Origin of the sequence: Bacillus altitudinis 41KF2b (assembly GCF_000691145.1) — a bacterium.
In the GTDB taxonomy this organism is placed as follows: Bacteria; Bacillota; Bacilli; order Bacillales; family Bacillaceae; genus Bacillus; species Bacillus altitudinis.
This window is the reverse complement of the sequence record NZ_ASJC01000006.1, coordinates 152,200-167,015: the sequence shown is the minus strand read 5'-3', so window position 1 is coordinate 167,015 and position 14,816 is coordinate 152,200. Positions and strand designations below refer to the sequence as shown.

Below are 14,816 nucleotides of genomic sequence, written 5' to 3'. Positions count from 1 at the left end.
TAACATTCTCTTCAATTATCATACTTTCAAACATTCACTTTTCAACATGATCGCCAGCTGGACAAATTTTATGAATAAAGGAGTTATCTATATGAATGATTTAAATCAAACGTATCCCCTATCTATCTCCTATCACCAAATCACCGTATACACTGGAAGCACGACGCCACCTGTGATTGATTGGACAGATGACGATATTCTTCAAGGATTCGCAACTGGGGATCGAGGTATTTCTTTTGAAGGCATCAATAACGGAAAGGCTTCTATTATCGTGACATTAAACAGCCATGAGCCTCCATCATCCGTTGATAGAGTCATCACAGTGCCATTTACTCATTCAAGTGATCATGTTTATCTAACAAGCGTCATGGCACAGATACTGTCTTTCTCCATTCCAAAAGGAGACTATCAGCTCACCTGCTATATATCTGAGCACCCTGATCAAGATCTCTATTATTTTGATTTTCAGACTGCTTAGATCACGCCTGGTCGTACTGCTCAAGCCATTTTTCTGCAAAATCGACTGATTCTCTCATCGGCAATAAATACGAATTGGCTAGCCCGATTTGACTGTGGTTATAACTACATCCTGATTGTAAAAAGTCACGACCAATCTGTTCAAATAGTTCTTCTCTTGTGATGATATCTTGATACTCTTTCCACACCCTCCAACCATTCTCTAAAATGGGGGCCCCTCGTGTCATGAGGTCTTGCTGTGAGATTCGATATTCAGCTAAGTGAAAAGCTGTCACACTTTCGAATGACGTGCCAATTAGCAGCACTTTTGCATCAAGATCGTACATACGTCCAAGAGGTGAATTTTCTCCTAAACCATAAGGAAGCGCATGGTGGTTCAACACTTCATGTTTCCTTTTCCCCCAGGCGGTGAATGAGAAATGAGGATGATTGCTTCTTTCTACGCCTGGGTATTTCCAAAAGGTCTCCGCTACCTTTCCCATTGCTGTTGGAGCTGTGTAAGCTGGATCAAATGCAGGCATCGTGTCTTTGATCGGTTTCCACCAAGAATAAGGAACAGGCGGATTGATCCAATCAGCAGGATCAGACAGCTCTAATGTTTGTGCCGGCATAATCAGTGTTCCTTCATCTGTTAAAATATCCATCATAGCTTGTATAACGGCTATGGCCCCTCCATTCACCCAGCCAATAGATGACAAGGATGAGTGGACACATAAGGTCATGCCCTTCCTTACACCAAGTTGAACCAAATCCGCTTTGATTCTTTCCTTTGTGATCGGTTCAGCCTGATGTTCAATTAATCTTTTCATCGGTTATTTCCTCCTGCGCCTCATCTATTCTTGATGAGTGAGACGTTTCACAGCGATAGACAATTTATAATTTGCATGCTTTGTTAGCTCCGTTAAAAATTGATCAAGCTCATCATGACTGGAGAAATGTCCTTCAGCCATATAACAGCCCTCTCCACTTATTTTAAACAGGTTTTTGATTTCTTCCTTTTGATGGAGAAACGATAAAAGCGGTTCATGATCATGACTTCGGGTAAAGAGCTGTAAAAATGTTTGGATGTTCTGCTGTGTCCGCCAGTTAATTGAAATGGTATAAGCTTCAACAACCCCCTCTTCTTCAAGCTTTAACACTCTATTTTTAGCAGCTTGACCGGTTAAATGGACTTTTTCACCAAGTGCTTTCATCGTCAATCGGCTATTCTTTGAGAGTTCTTTTAATATATCCATATCTGTTTTGTCTAGCATTGGCTCACCTCTTTCAAAAATCAAGTCGTTCCGTTGAAAGACTTTCATGATCCTCTGTCACATGAGGCTCTTTTAATATACTGTAAACTTAATGAGAAAAAAAGGAGACCTTTCTAATGAAAATAACACTTATTCGTAATGCTACTTTATACCTTCAATATGGTTCGTCAACATTTTTAATCGATCCCTTTTTAGCAGCAAAAGGAACCTATCCACCATTCCCGCATACTGCCAATCAACATGCAAACAATCCAATTGTGGATCTGCCTGCAAACATTGATTTGGACAAGATATTACAGCCTGATGCTGTCCTGCTCACTCATTTACATGTAGATCACTTTGACGACGAGGCAAAAAAGAGGTTAGCGCAAACTTTGCCGATCTATACTCAATCAGAGAAAGATCGCACGGAAGTAAAAGAAGCTGGATTTCAGCATGTCACATGCATTGAAGATGAAATGGAAATTTGCGGTGTTCATATCAAACGAACTGGCGGGCAGCACGGGACAGGAGAAACTGCTAAACGGATGGGACAAGTGAGCGGTTTTGTTTTCTCTCATCCTGATGAGCCTACTCTTTATATTGCAGGAGATACCATTTGGTGTGATGAGCCGAAAGAGGTTGTGAATACATGCCAGCCAGATATTATTGTGGTCAATAGTGGGGCTGCCCAATTTTTAGAGGGAGACCCAATTACGATGACAAAGGAAGAGATTGTAGACATTCACCATACTCAACCACAAGCTCAAATCATCGCCTGTCACCTTGAAGCCGTGAATCATTGTTTATTAACAAGAGCCGCATTAACATCTTACATTCAAAAGAAACATGCAGATCAGGCCATTTTTGTCCCTCAAGATGGTGAGACGCTGACCTTTTAACACATAAACAATAAAAACCGGCACCTTGCTGCCGGTTTTCTTAAACTTATGGTCGATGGTGCTGTGGTTTTTTTAGTAATGGAACAAACCCGTTATTTTTTAAGTGATTGTAATGTTCATCCATTCGTTTTGTGATGTGCGTGCCTTGTTCCTTCGTTAACACACCATACTGAACGTATTTTTCGATCACTTCTTTTCGTTTAGACAAAATTTGCTGTTCAAGTACTTCAATTTGTTTTTGTTGCTCTGTCGTTAATTTTACTTGATGCGTGACGGGGCGCTTTTCCATTTGGGGTGTTTCTCCATGAGCCGTATTCACCTGAAAACCAAATAATAGCACCATCGTTAGTATGATCAAACCACTTGTTTTTTTCATCTCTGTCGTTCCCTCCTTTATTCGATTTTAATTTGCGCACTCTTTCCTTTTTTATACATTATTCATCCCATCAAATTGCACATAATATTCTTACTTTTTCGCTTTTCATCTGAAAACGTTGTCCTAACTGAAAAAGCGTGCTATGTTTTGTTTTGTATAAAAAATAGAGGAGGATTCTTAAATGAGTCGTTTTTATCATAGAAAACCTATATGGGTGCTGCTTGTTGTGTCTGCTCTCATGCTTGTCATGTCTGCTTGCAATCAATCAGGCTCATCTCAGTCTGGAGAATCAAAGTGGGATCAGATTCAAAAGAAAGGGAAAATCGTGGTCGCTACTTCAGGCACCTTGTATCCTACGTCTTACCATGATACATCAAACGGCAAGGATCAATTGACTGGCTATGAAGTGGAAGTCGTCAAAGAAGCATTTAAGCGCCTTGACGTAAAAGTAGAATTTAAAGAAATGGGTTATGACGGTATGCTCAGTGCCATTAATTCAGGTCAGGTGGATGCCGCTGCAAACGATATCGACATCACAGATGACAGGAAAGATAAGTTCGCCTTTTCAACACCTTATAAATACTCATATGGAACCGCTATCGTCAGAAAAGATGATCTGTCAGGTATTAAAACGCTAAAGGATTTAAAAGGAAAGAAAGCAGCAGGTGCTGCAACGACCATTTATATGGATGTTGCCCGTAAGTATGGTGCAAAAGAAGTCATCTATGATAATGCCACAAACGAGCAATATTTAAAGGATGTTGCAAACGGCCGTACAGATGTCATTTTAAATGACTACTACTTGCAAACACTGGCGCTTGCTGCATTCCCTAAGCTAAATATTACGATCCATCCAGACTTAAAATACATGCCGAATGAACAAGGGTTTGTGATGAAAAAAGACAATACAGAGCTTCAAAAAGAATTAAATCGTGTATTAAAAGAGATGAAAAAAGACGGAACCATGAAAAAGATTTCGGAGAAATTCTTTAATCATGCTGACGTCTCAAAGAAAATTGATGTTGATGTCGAAGATGTCGACATTTCTAAATAAGGAGCCGCAGCCGTGGGAGATATTCATTTAGAATATATCTTTAATCCTGCACTGGCAAAAGCGTCATTTCCGTTTGTGATGAAAGGCATCTGGCTGACGCTGCTCATTTCTTTTGTGAGCATGTTTTTTGGTACGATTCTAGGCTTTTTTATTGCCCTTGCTAGAATGGCAAATACATGGTTCCTTCGGCTGCCTGCACGGCTGTATATTTCATTCATGCGAGGGGTTCCCATTCTGGTCATTTTGTTTATCCTTTATTTCGGATTCCCTTACATCGGCATTGAATTTACAGCTGTCACTGCTGCTATTATTGGATTCAGCTTCAATAGTGCTGCATACATTGCCGAAATTAACCGGGCGGCTCTCTCCTCTGTTCCAAGTGGTCAAGTGGAAGCCGCCAAATCACTTGGTCTCAGTTATTGGCAAACGATGCGTGGAGTCATTTTGCCTCAATCCGTGCGCATTGCACTGCCGCCCCTGACCAACGTCATGCTTGATTTAATCAAAGCTTCCTCACTAGCGGCAATGATTACTGTGCCAGAACTCTTCCAGCAAGCAAAAATTGTGGGTGGACGAGAATTTGATTATATGACCATGTATATATTGGTTGCCTTGATTTACTGGGGCATATGCAGTGTGGTCTCATTGCTCCAAGACTTTTTGGAAAAACGCTATGCAAAATATCTATAACAACAAAAAGCAGATCCATGGGATCTGCTTAGATTGTTAACAAAGGGCTAAAATGAACTTGATTTTAGCCCTTTGTTTCCTTTTCAGCGTAAAAGAAAACCTTTGCAGTCTAGGAAGGACGAGCACTGGAGCAGAGCGAATTTGACATTCGTGAGCACCAGCGCGCAGGACTGACACCGAATGCGAGGGTTTGTCTTCACGCTGAGCAAATCCATTGGATCTGCTTTTTAATGTATCAACCATAACCACACATACAATCCCAATAACGTGATGATCAGCGTCGGTATGGTTAGAATGATTCCAGCTTTCATGTATGCCCCCCAAGAAATATGCACACCTTTTTTCTTCAAGACATGAAGCCACAGCAATGTCGCCAATGAACCGATTGGGGTCATTTTCGGCCCAAGGTTTGAGCCGATGACGTTGGCATAAATCAGTGCATCTCTCATCACACCTGCTGTATCTGTGTGACCGATGGCAATCGCATCGATTAAAACGGTTGGGAGGTTGTTCATGACAGAAGATAGCACGGCTGCCAGAACCCCCATAAACATCGTTCCCGCAAGTAAACCGTGTGACGCCCCCTGTTCAATCCACGCCGCTAAAATTTCTGTCAGGCCGACATTTTTCAGCCCATACACCACGACATACATGCCGATAGAGAAAAACACAATCGACCACGGTGCTTCTTTGACGACTCGTTTTGTCGCCACTTGTGGACTCCGTTTCGCCAGCCATAAGAAAGCAATGGCAATGCCTCCTACAATGATTGACACCGGAATGCCTGCCAATTCCCCAGCAAAATATCCAACAAGCAAGCACCCTAACACATACCAAGATAACCGGAACATGCGCAGATCACGAATGGCCGAAGCTGGTTCCTTCGCCTGCGAAACATCGTACGTTTTCGGGATGAGTTTCCGATAAAACACATACAACACAAGCATACTAGCGCCAAGCGATACAAGGTTTGGGACGAACATGTTTGCTGTATATTCAAGAAAGCCAATATGAAAATAATCGGCTGATACGATATTGACCAAGTTACTAATGACAAATGGCAAAGACGTCGTATCTGCAATAAAGCCGCTTGCCATGACAAATGGCAGGATCATACGCTCATCCAGCTTCAGCGCTCTGACCACAGATAAAACGATCGGAGTTAAGATAAGTGCCGCTCCATCGTTGGCAAAAAAAGCTGCTACCACAGCGCCGAGCAATGTTAAATAAATAAACATGCGGACCCCGTTCCCTCTTGCGGCTTTTGCCATATGAAGTGCCGCCCATTCAAAAAAACCAATCTCATCTAAAATCAATGAAATGATGATAATTCCAATAAATGCAAAGGTGGCGTTCCAAACAATTTGGGTAACTTCCCATACATCGTCCAAATGAACGACCCCAAAAGCAAGAGCAAGAATCGCTCCCCCGCACGCTGACCATCCAATGGTTAAACGTCCTGGCTGCCAAATGACAAGGACGAGGGTCATGATGAAAATTAAAATGGCCAAGGTGACTGATCCCAAAGGTGGCCCTCCTTTCACTTTCCTCATAAAATCTTTATCTATCATACAACGAAATAAGGCAATTGTATGCCATTTTATGATCTCGCATAAAAATCCGCAGGTCATCCTTTGCACCTGCGGAGTCCACGCCTATTGATCTTTTTTCATCAGCATCAATTCGATAAATAACTCACAACGCTGGCTAAAATGACTTAAATCGATAGACGTCATTTCAAAAATTTGTTTCATTCGATAGTTTAGTGTATTTTGATGAATAAACAACTGCTCTGCAGCTGGCTTTAGCTTGCAATTATTCAATAAGTAGACCTCTAAGGTTTTTAAAAATGATGTTTGGCTGTCACGGTCTTTTTCCTTTAAGCGCAACAAATCTGGATTAAAGTCGTTTTTCTTTTTTTGGTGACTGTAAATCGGGTCTAAGAACCGGAAGACCCCCAAATGCTCGTAATCGTATGGAATCAATTCCTGCCCCCCGACAATCTTCACTGCTTTCACGACTTCTATCGCTTCAAATCGACTTGTGCTCATTTTCATGACATCTCGATATTCTCTTCCCATCCCAATATATAAAGGAGATGGGTGTGTATGCGTTTTCGATTGAAGATGGGCGACGACATCCGCAGCGGTCGCTTTTGGTGAGTGTCGATCTGACAAACTGCCTAATATCACGACGATGTCTGCTTGCACAGAGTAGACGTGATTGACCTTGTCTTCTAGCTGTAAATAGGTTCTAATCATATCCTTCACATCTTCTGCCGTCTCACTTTTATTATCGGCGGCATGAACAACCATCACCGTAAAGACAGCTGGCAGTGGAATGCTTAAATTCTCAGCTTCCCATTTCAGCTCTTCTTCTGTATAAAAATGATCATCCATGACCTTTTTGAAGAACTCTTCAATCTTGCCTTCCTTTTTCTCCAACTGTTTCTTATTTTTATAAATAACTTTTCCAACCTGAAACGATGCCTCGTGTAAAAATTGCAGCTCCTCTTGAGAGAGAGAATCTTCAATGTCCTGCACCCAAATAAAGCCGACAACCTCTTGTTTGTGCTTGGCGCTCACAGCCACTCGTCGATTAAACCCGAGCTCCTCATGACCATTCACATAAAAAGGATTTGAATCTGTATATAGCTGCTCAATGACCCCTGTTTTTTTTAACCAATCCACCACAGCTCCCGGACATTCCTTTGAGAAAATGGTTTGCTGATTGACTGGGTCGAACTGCTGGATGCTGTAAGAATTATAAGCAAGCAGCTGACATTCAGTACTTTCTAAAATGACTGGTTTCTTTAAATAACCACTAATAAATGCAATTAATTTATCGACATCAAAAAATGTATGAAGCTTTTCTAATATCTCTTCCATCCCGATTGCTCCCTGAATAAGTGATACATTTATCATACTTCTTTCCAGTCATATTTGTATAGAAACAAGTCGTAGACAGGTAAAAAAAGCATGAACTCGCCTGCACGAGTTCATGCTTTTCCATATTAAAACATTTCGCTGATCGTTTTGGCCTGCATGTGCAGAGCAAGGTAATCTGGACCGCCTGCTTTTGAATCAGTTCCTGACATTTTAAAGCCGCCAAATGGGTGGTAACCCACAATCGCTCCCGTACAGTTACGGTTAAAGTAAAGGTTCCCGACATGGAACTCCTGCTTCGCACGGTTGATGTGATCACGATTATTTGTAATGACCGCACCGGTTAACCCGTATTCTGTGTTGTTGGCTACTTCAAGCGCCTCATCAAAGCTTGAGACTTTTGAGAAAGCTAGGACAGGTCCAAAGATTTCTTCTTGCATTAAACGAGATGTTGGCTCTAGATCTGCAAACACGGTTGGATGAATGAAGTACCCTTCTGAATCATCACTTGTTCCGCCAGTGACTAGACGGCCTTCTTGCTTGCCAATCTCGATATATTCTGTGATCTTGTCAAAGGAAGCTTGATCAATGACAGGTCCCATGTACACATCAGCTGATAACGGATTCGCTGTTGTTTTCGTTTCTGTGATTTCTTTCACTCGCTCAACGACTTGGTCATACAGCTTCTCGTGGACGACAGCACGAGATCCAGCTGAACATTTTTGACCTGAGAACCCGAAGGCTGATGTGAAAATGGCGTTAGCCGCTAATTCAACATCTGCATCCTCATCTACAACGACTGTATCTTTACCGCCCATTTCAGCAATGACACGCTTTAAATGCTGTTGTCCTGGCTGTACTTTTGCCGCACGTTCAAAAATACGTGTGCCCACTTCTCTTGATCCAGTGAATGTAATAAGGCTTGTTTTCGGATGATCTACTAAGTAATCTCCTACTTCTGCTCCGCTACCTGGCACGAAGTTGACAACACCTTTCGGAAGACCTGCTTGCTCCAGTTCTTCTACAAAGCGGGCTGCAATGACAGGCGTCGCACTTGCTGGTTTTAAAACAACTGTATTCCCTGTGACGATTGGTGCAACGGTTGTTCCTGCCATGATCGCAAACAAGAAGTTCCATGGTGGAATGACAAGCGTCACGCCAGTTGGTGTGTACACATATTGATTGCGTTCCCCTTCGCGGCTGTTCACCGGTTTGCCTTTCGCAAGCTCTAGCATTTGACGGGCATAATACTCTAGGAAGTCAATGGCTTCTGCTGTATCTGCATCCGCTTCATTCCAAGGCTTCCCTGCTTCTTTTACGAGAAGGGCTGAATACTCATGCTTTTTACGGCGAATGCTTGCCGCAGCGCGGAATAAGACGCCGGCTCTTTCTTCTGGAGACGTGTAGCGCCATGTTTCAAACGCTTTTGCCGCAGCTTGAATCGCTTGCTCTGCCTCTTCTTTCCCAGCTTTTGATACGGTACCCACGACTTCTTCCTTCTTCGCTGGATTGATCGAGACAATCTTGTCTGTTGTTTCGATTCTTTCTCCATTAATCACAAGCGGATAGGTTTGCCCAAGTGATTCTGTTACTTTGGCTAATGCTTGTTCAAACGCTTGGCGATTTTCTTCCTGGCTAAAATCCGTGAATGGTTCATGCTTGTAAGGTGTTGTCATCTTTGTCACGCTCCCGTTTCAAATTATTTTCTCGTCATCCCTTTTAAAGCAAATGCAATGTTTGCCGGTCGTTCTGCAAGACGTCTCATGTAGTAGCCATACCACTCTCGTCCATACGGGGTGTAGACCCTCATTTGATAGCCTTCCTTCACGAGTGCTTGCTGCGTTTCTGATCTCATGCCATACAGCATTTGAAATTCGAACTGATCTGTCTGTATATTGTGTTTTTTCACAATATGTTTCGTAAATTCGATCATTTGATCGTCATGTGTCGCAATGGCTGTATAGTTCCCTGAGAGTAACTGCTTTTCGATCAGCTTCTTGTAATTCTGATCGACGTCTTTTTTGTTTGGATACGCCACTTCGGCGGATTCCTTATAGGCACCCTTTACAAGTCTTAAAAATGGCTGCAACTCATTTAGGTCATCAAGATCTTGTTCTGTTCTGTACAAATACGCCTGCAAAACCGTACTGACATACTCATATTGAGATTTCATTTCTTTAAAAATGTCCAGCGTTTTTTGACAGCGCTGTTCATCCTCCATATCAATTGTCACCATAATACGGTGTTTCTCTGCCGTATCTAAAATGCTTTTCATATTGCGATACACGAGATCATCGTCAATATCTAAGCCAAGAGATGTCATTTTAAGTGATACGTGGGAATTGAGTCCCGCCTCTGCAATTCGCTGAATGGTTTGAATACACTCATTCGTCCGCTCATTTGCAATCTCTGCCTTTGTGACAAACTCACCGAGGTGATCGACCGTTACGGCCATACCTTGATCATTTAATCGTTTGATGACAGGGATAGCGCTCTCAAAATCCTTCCCACCGATGATTTTCTTTGATGCAACAGCACTTCCCCAATTACGAGCAATATGGTTCAAGAGACTGCTCTTTGACAAAAACAAGAAGAAATTTCTTGTGACCGACTCCATAAAGGGCACCTCCCACTCTTTGTAAGCTATGTCTTTATTGTAAGGCTCATGAGCTGTCCGCTACAATATTTGAAGATGACAAAAATTCTGACTTTTTTTGTGGTTTTATCACAATAAGAGATAAAAAAGAGCCTGCCGCTAACCGGCTGGCTCTTTCATGCTTACGCCCACACCTCATCAAGGGTAGACTGCAAAAGCTCATTTAATTCTTGCATCAGATTGTCTTTCGGCTGATTGTAGCTTTTCACCAATTCATCAAAACGCACCAGCTCTTGATCAATAAATGGATGGACATGAGCGAGACGGTTCTCTACATCCATTTCTTCTCCGTCCATTTTACGTTTGAGCAGTTCGTGAATTTCTGCTAACAGCGGGCCTTCCTCCACTAGCTCCTTGAGTAATTCATGAAAGTCCATTGGTGGAACTGTTCGGTAACGTTCAATCCACTGGCAGGCAAGCAGCGGACGAAGCACATAGAAATACTTCTTGATTCGCACCTGCTCCCCTCGTAAATGCCGGCTTTCATTCCGCTTCGCCATATTGAGGTAATGATACATCAAAGCCGCAGGGTAAAACGCTCGATCCTTTAATTCTCTTAGCTGCTTTGCCAAAGAGAAAGATTCAGCATAGATGATATCAGAAGACAGCCATTCCATAATGGATGGATTCGATTTATTGAATAAACGCAACGCCTTTCGCAGCTCCCAGCCGCTTATATCAAGCATGTCATCAATTGGCCGTTCAATGACATCACGATGCTCCTCCATCGCCCAGTACCATTCCTTCCGGGGAACGTATAAAAAGCGAACATCATAATCACTGTCAGTTGAAGGAAATCCCCATGCCCTGCTGCCCGATTCAACGGCGAGACAAATCTTGATGTCATACGTTTCTTCGATGATTTTCAGCTCTTCCTTAATTCTTTCTCTCAAGTGTCCATCAACTCTTTCTATAGAATTCTGCATGACTTCTTCACCTTTTGGGAAAATACGAATAAGACATATATGAAAAAGGAGTTGGATCTGATGTCTATATCTCGCATTATGAAATGGATCACTGGGATTTTTGAAGCTTGCCTTGCTATCCCTGTGATCGGAGGTCTATTCGTTATCAGCAATGGCTATTCACCGCTCATGGTCATGCTTATTCTGCATATTATCACACTCGTCTTATCGAAGCGAGACCAGGGACCAATGATCGGAAGTATCATTGGAATTGTCACATCCTGCCTTGCATGGATTCCGATTCTCGGATTCATCCTTCACATCATCACAGCCCTTGCCCTGATCGTTACAGCATTAGTACCTGATGAAAAAACAAGACAGAACACCAGTTATTAAGCTGAACGCTCCAATAGCTGAAAAAGACAAAGAGCTAAAATGAATGTCATTTTAGCTCTTTGTCATGCTCTTATGTTGATAGAAGCAAATGCTTTTGTAAAAAGGACAGCTTCTCTGTTTGAAAAGCAGGAATAAACTCGTGCCCAAAATATCGGTACACTTTCAGCTCTTTATCTGTTTCTAAATGATTGTATGCCGCAAACACGGTGGATGGCGGTGTCACTTGATCAATCAGACCGATCGCCATCAATGTTGGCTGTTTCACCCAGCCGGCTAAATTGATTAAATCAAAGTAACTTAATGTCTCAAATCCCTTTTCTTCAGCTTCAGGATCACTGTTTCTGCGAAAGTATGAATTGATTTCTAAATAAGGCTGCTCCAAGGCAACATCAACTGCACGCTCAAAATTTGATAAGTAAGGATAGTCTGCCACAACGACTTTTGGAATATCTGAAAGGGCTGCGGCCGCAATCGCTAACGCACCCCCCTGACTTCCACCGATCACGCCGATACGGTGTTCATCTACTTCGGGGAAAGACTGAATGACTTCGAGTGCACGAACAGCATCTAGATAAACACCTCGATAATAGTACGTATCCTTCGATAAAATGCCTTTTGTCATCCACCCTAATGCATGCCCGCCTGGCGTCACTGATGTGTCTTCACTGCCACCTTGACCACGGACAAGCATTCCAAACGTCGCATAGCCATGCAGCGCCCAGTTGACGATGTCGTGAATGCCGCCGTCATAGCTGGCATTATAGCCATGAAAACGAACGAGCGCTGGATGCGGACCAGTTTGATCAGGCACAGCATAAAAGCCTTCAATTTTAGAATGTCCAAAGCTTTGATACGTCAGGCGGTACACCTTGACGCCTTTCACTGGATAGTCATAAGATTCAAGTGTTGGCTCTGCCTCCACTTGGTGCAGTTCTTCGAGCGATTTCTTCCAAAAGTCTGAGAAATCAGGACGTGCTGTTTTCTTTGGTTTATATTTTTTTAGCTCTTCTAGTGATAAATCGAACAATTGCATATCATACTATTCCCCTTTGTTTTATTAGTTATGAGTATCATACCACTCATTTCTTGATTGAGAAAGTCATTTAACAAAACCTTCTGACATTTCTATTGGCAAAGATAGCGGAAAGCTTTATGATAAAGAAACTGGCTTGAAGACTAGATGTTTCAGGCAATATCACCCGAACCATTCATTGCATGAAACGAATAAAGGAGGAAGACCGACATGAACATCGCCCTGATTCAAATGGACGTACAAATAGGAGGACCTGATGTAAACTTTCAGAAAGCAGAAGCGTTTTTAGAAGAGGCCATCCGCCAACAGCCTGATTTGATTATTCTACCTGAAATGTGGAATACCGGCTATGCGCTGGAACAAGCGGATGAGCTTGCCGATGCAGATGGCGAGCGAACAAAACAACTCTTCTCTTCCTTTGCCCGCAAGCACCAAGTGTATCTCATCGCAGGCAGTGTTTTAAATAAGAGGACAGAAGATGAAAACATCACCAATACAATGTATGTCTTTAACCGCCAAGGTGAGCTTTTGTTAGATTATGATAAAATTCATTTATTCCGCTTAATGGATGAACACAACTATTTAACCGCCGGTCATCAGCTTGGTTTATTTAACTATGATGAAGATGTCAAGATTGGCACCATGATCTGCTATGACCTCCGCTTCCCTCAGCTTTCTAGGACGCTCGTGAACAAAGGGGCGAAGGTGCTTGTTAATACCGCTCAATGGCCGTCAGCAAGAGTGAACCATTGGCGCAGTCTGCTCATCGCAAGAGCCATTGAGAATCAGTCATTTGTGATTGCGGTGAACCGGACAGGCACAAGCAGAGACACTGAATTCCCTGGTCACTCCATGGTGATTGACCCGCTCGGACGCATTCTGCTTGAGACAAATGATGAAGAAGACATTTATTATGCAAACATTGATCTTCAGCTCGTAGATGAAGTGAGACAACAAATCCCCGTCATGACAGATCAGCGGCTGGATTTATATTAGAAAGCAGGGGCCCCCTGCTTTCAGCGTGTAGACAAACCCTCGCATTCGGTGTCAGTCCTGTGTGCCGGTGCTCACGAATGTCAAATTCGCTCCGCGTCGGTACTCGTCCTTCCTAAACTGCAAAGGTTTTCTATCACGCTGAAAAAAGGTAAAAGCAGGGGGATCCCCTGCTTTTTGCGTTTAATTAAACGTTTGTTTAAGCTTTTCCTTGATTCTGTTGAAGGTCCATGAAGGCTTGAGCGGCTTTCGTTAAATATCTTTCTTCCACATATGCAAACACAAGTGTACGGGTTGGGCATGAATCAATGTGTAAATAAGTGACTGCTTTCCTTTCCTCTTGTGCCACCATTTTCGGCACCACCGTCACACCTAGCTCATTTTCAACCAATGCCTGAGCTGTTTGAATATGACTTGTTTCAAATGCAATCCTCGGCCGAAAGCCATGATGACGGCACAGTTCCGTGACCACTTGCCGAAAGCCATATCCCTCTTTCAGCATAATAAATGGGGCATCTTCCAGAAGATGAAACGGGACAGACCCTTCTTGATCCGCTTGATTGATGATTTCATTGAGTTCATCCGTCAACCACGGTTGAGCCGTTTGCGGAATGGCGAGGAGAAGCGGCTCTGTCAGCATTTGTTTTGTTTTCAATGATTCATGCTCGACAGGCAGAGAAAGAATCGCAAGATCCAGTTTCCCAGCGAGTAAACGTCTTTCTAGCTCACGAGGCGATTCTTCTATCAAATGAACGTGAACGTGCGGATACGTTTGACAATAGGTTTTTAATAAACTTGGCAGGACATATCCCCCTGTGACAGCTGGCGCACCGATCTTCAGTTCTTTCCCTACCTCATAAGCAGCTTCCCCCATCTCACGTAACAAATCATCTCGTTCCTTCAAAATGGTCTCTGCTCTTTTAATCAATCGGTTTCCTTGAGGTGTAGGAGTGACTTGTCCATACTTCCGAATAAACAGAGGAGTATCTAATTCCTCCTCAAGTTTTTTAATTTGCTGACTTAACGAGGGCTGTGCAATGTGAAGTTTTTCCGCTGCTTTTGTAAAGCTTTGCTGCCGGTACACTTCCATGACATATTCCATCATTCGTATATCCACTTCTCTCACCTCATAGGTTTTAACTATTCATATCATATCTTTTATGTCTTAGACAAATCACGGGAAGAACCCTACGATAAAGAAACAACAAAAAGGGGGT

16 protein-coding genes are annotated in these 14,816 nt (G+C 42.7%); 6 read left to right on the top strand and 10 right to left on the bottom strand.

The window, feature by feature from the left end; genetic code table 11:
- Nucleotides 1–91: 91 nt before the first annotated feature.
- The gene (gene comJ / locus BA79_RS12850; RefSeq protein WP_035703161.1) at nucleotides 92–478 is read left to right on the top strand and encodes a competence protein ComJ; all 387 of its coding nucleotides are present in this window, start codon (nucleotides 92–94) and stop codon (nucleotides 476–478) included.
- 1 nt (nucleotide 479) lies between these two features.
- Here the strand turns inward: comJ and BA79_RS12845 are convergent, their stop codons facing one another.
- Both BA79_RS12845 and BA79_RS12840 read right to left on the bottom strand, forming a co-directional pair.
- The gene (locus BA79_RS12845) at nucleotides 480–1,286 is read right to left on the bottom strand and encodes an AAC(3) family N-acetyltransferase (protein ID WP_035703159.1); all 807 of its coding nucleotides are present in this window, start codon (nucleotides 1,284–1,286) and stop codon (nucleotides 480–482) included.
- 24 nt (nucleotides 1,287–1,310) lie between these two features.
- Entirely contained in the window at nucleotides 1,311–1,730 is a 420-nt protein-coding gene (locus BA79_RS12840) for an Lrp/AsnC family transcriptional regulator (protein WP_035703157.1), read from the bottom strand.
- Nucleotides 1,731–1,846: 116 nt separating this feature from the next.
- Between BA79_RS12840 and BA79_RS12835 the strand changes: the two genes are divergently transcribed.
- Nucleotides 1,847–2,611, top strand: coding sequence for an MBL fold metallo-hydrolase (locus BA79_RS12835; RefSeq protein ID WP_035703155.1), 765 nt, complete (start codon nucleotides 1,847–1,849; stop codon nucleotides 2,609–2,611).
- A 46-nt stretch (nucleotides 2,612–2,657) separates the two neighbouring features.
- Here BA79_RS12835 and BA79_RS12830 read toward each other — a convergent pair whose 3' ends face one another.
- Nucleotides 2,658–2,987, bottom strand: coding sequence for a YckD family protein (locus BA79_RS12830; protein WP_017366586.1), 330 nt, complete (start codon nucleotides 2,985–2,987; stop codon nucleotides 2,658–2,660).
- Between the two features lie 238 nt (nucleotides 2,988–3,225).
- Here BA79_RS12830 and BA79_RS12825 point away from each other — a divergent pair, with 238 nt between their 5' ends.
- A complete protein-coding gene (locus tag BA79_RS12825) occupies nucleotides 3,226–4,041 on the top strand; it encodes a transporter substrate-binding domain-containing protein (protein ID WP_370529221.1) in 816 nt (271 codons plus the stop codon).
- Between the two features lie 12 nt (nucleotides 4,042–4,053).
- Nucleotides 4,054–4,731, top strand: a complete 678-nt coding sequence (locus BA79_RS12820; protein ID WP_008347854.1) for an amino acid ABC transporter permease — start codon at nucleotides 4,054–4,056, stop codon at nucleotides 4,729–4,731.
- Between the two features lie 227 nt (nucleotides 4,732–4,958).
- Here the strand turns inward: BA79_RS12820 and BA79_RS12815 are convergent, their stop codons facing one another.
- From BA79_RS12815 to BA79_RS12795, 5 genes are all read right to left on the bottom strand, one after another.
- Entirely contained in the window at nucleotides 4,959–6,257 is a 1,299-nt protein-coding gene (locus BA79_RS12815; RefSeq protein WP_035703154.1) for an arsenical efflux pump membrane protein ArsB, read from the bottom strand.
- A gap of 129 nt (nucleotides 6,258–6,386) precedes the next feature.
- A complete protein-coding gene (locus BA79_RS12810; RefSeq protein WP_035703153.1) occupies nucleotides 6,387–7,619 on the bottom strand; it encodes a PucR family transcriptional regulator in 1,233 nt (410 codons plus the stop codon).
- Between the two features lie 125 nt (nucleotides 7,620–7,744).
- A complete protein-coding gene (gene pruA, locus BA79_RS12805; protein WP_007498254.1) occupies nucleotides 7,745–9,292 on the bottom strand; it encodes an L-glutamate gamma-semialdehyde dehydrogenase in 1,548 nt (515 codons plus the stop codon).
- 23 nt (nucleotides 9,293–9,315) lie between these two features.
- A complete protein-coding gene (locus BA79_RS12800; RefSeq protein WP_007498256.1) occupies nucleotides 9,316–10,233 on the bottom strand; it encodes a proline dehydrogenase family protein in 918 nt (305 codons plus the stop codon).
- Between the two features lie 161 nt (nucleotides 10,234–10,394).
- Nucleotides 10,395–11,198 (bottom strand): nucleotidyltransferase domain-containing protein, encoded by an 804-nt coding sequence (locus BA79_RS12795; RefSeq protein WP_079920380.1) that lies wholly within the window; start codon nucleotides 11,196–11,198, stop codon nucleotides 10,395–10,397.
- Nucleotides 11,199–11,258: 60 nt separating this feature from the next.
- Between BA79_RS12795 and BA79_RS12790 the strand changes: the two genes are divergently transcribed.
- Nucleotides 11,259–11,573: a hypothetical protein gene (locus BA79_RS12790; RefSeq protein ID WP_008342068.1), complete on the top strand. Its 315-nt coding sequence runs from the start codon at nucleotides 11,259–11,261 to the stop codon at nucleotides 11,571–11,573.
- Nucleotides 11,574–11,643: 70 nt separating this feature from the next.
- On the opposite strand, the gene BA79_RS12785 is transcribed toward BA79_RS12790, so the two are convergent.
- Complete coding sequence (locus BA79_RS12785) at nucleotides 11,644–12,606, bottom strand: acetylxylan esterase (RefSeq protein ID WP_035703150.1); 963 nt, start codon at nucleotides 12,604–12,606, stop codon at nucleotides 11,644–11,646.
- Nucleotides 12,607–12,816: 210 nt separating this feature from the next.
- On the opposite strand from BA79_RS12785, the gene BA79_RS12780 reads away from it, so the two are divergent.
- Complete coding sequence (locus BA79_RS12780) at nucleotides 12,817–13,602, top strand: carbon-nitrogen family hydrolase (RefSeq protein ID WP_035703148.1); 786 nt, start codon at nucleotides 12,817–12,819, stop codon at nucleotides 13,600–13,602.
- Between the two features lie 196 nt (nucleotides 13,603–13,798).
- Here BA79_RS12780 and BA79_RS12775 read toward each other — a convergent pair whose 3' ends face one another.
- Entirely contained in the window at nucleotides 13,799–14,704 is a 906-nt protein-coding gene (locus BA79_RS12775) for a LysR family transcriptional regulator (protein WP_017366581.1), read from the bottom strand.
- Between the last annotated feature and the right edge of the window lie 112 nt (nucleotides 14,705–14,816).

Bases quoted from the DNA above. Each gene is read 5' to 3' on its own strand.
- BA79_RS12800 (WP_007498256.1), bottom strand. From the start codon at position 10,233: ATGGAGTCGGTCACAAGAAATTTCTTCTTGTTTTTGTCAAAGAGCAGT.
- BA79_RS12810 (WP_035703153.1), bottom strand. From the start codon at position 7,619: ATGGAAGAGATATTAGAAAAGCTTCATACATTTTTTGATGTCGATAAA.
- BA79_RS12785 (WP_035703150.1), bottom strand. From the start codon at position 12,606: ATGCAATTGTTCGATTTATCACTAGAAGAGCTAAAAAAATATAAACCA.
- comJ (WP_035703161.1), top strand. From the start codon at position 92: ATGAATGATTTAAATCAAACGTATCCCCTATCTATCTCCTATCACCAA.
- BA79_RS12835 (WP_035703155.1), top strand. From the start codon at position 1,847: ATGAAAATAACACTTATTCGTAATGCTACTTTATACCTTCAATATGGT.
- BA79_RS12825 (WP_370529221.1), top strand. From the start codon at position 3,226: ATGCTTGTCATGTCTGCTTGCAATCAATCAGGCTCATCTCAGTCTGGA.
- BA79_RS12775 (WP_017366581.1), bottom strand. From the start codon at position 14,704: ATGATGGAATATGTCATGGAAGTGTACCGGCAGCAAAGCTTTACAAAA.
- BA79_RS12830 (WP_017366586.1), bottom strand. From the start codon at position 2,987: ATGAAAAAAACAAGTGGTTTGATCATACTAACGATGGTGCTATTATTT.
- BA79_RS12790 (WP_008342068.1), top strand. From the start codon at position 11,259: ATGTCTATATCTCGCATTATGAAATGGATCACTGGGATTTTTGAAGCT.
- pruA (WP_007498254.1), bottom strand. From the start codon at position 9,292: ATGACAACACCTTACAAGCATGAACCATTCACGGATTTTAGCCAGGAA.
- BA79_RS12845 (WP_035703159.1), bottom strand. From the start codon at position 1,286: ATGAAAAGATTAATTGAACATCAGGCTGAACCGATCACAAAGGAAAGA.
- BA79_RS12840 (WP_035703157.1), bottom strand. From the start codon at position 1,730: ATGCTAGACAAAACAGATATGGATATATTAAAAGAACTCTCAAAGAAT.
- BA79_RS12795 (WP_079920380.1), bottom strand. From the start codon at position 11,198: ATGCAGAATTCTATAGAAAGAGTTGATGGACACTTGAGAGAAAGAATT.
- BA79_RS12780 (WP_035703148.1), top strand. From the start codon at position 12,817: ATGAACATCGCCCTGATTCAAATGGACGTACAAATAGGAGGACCTGAT.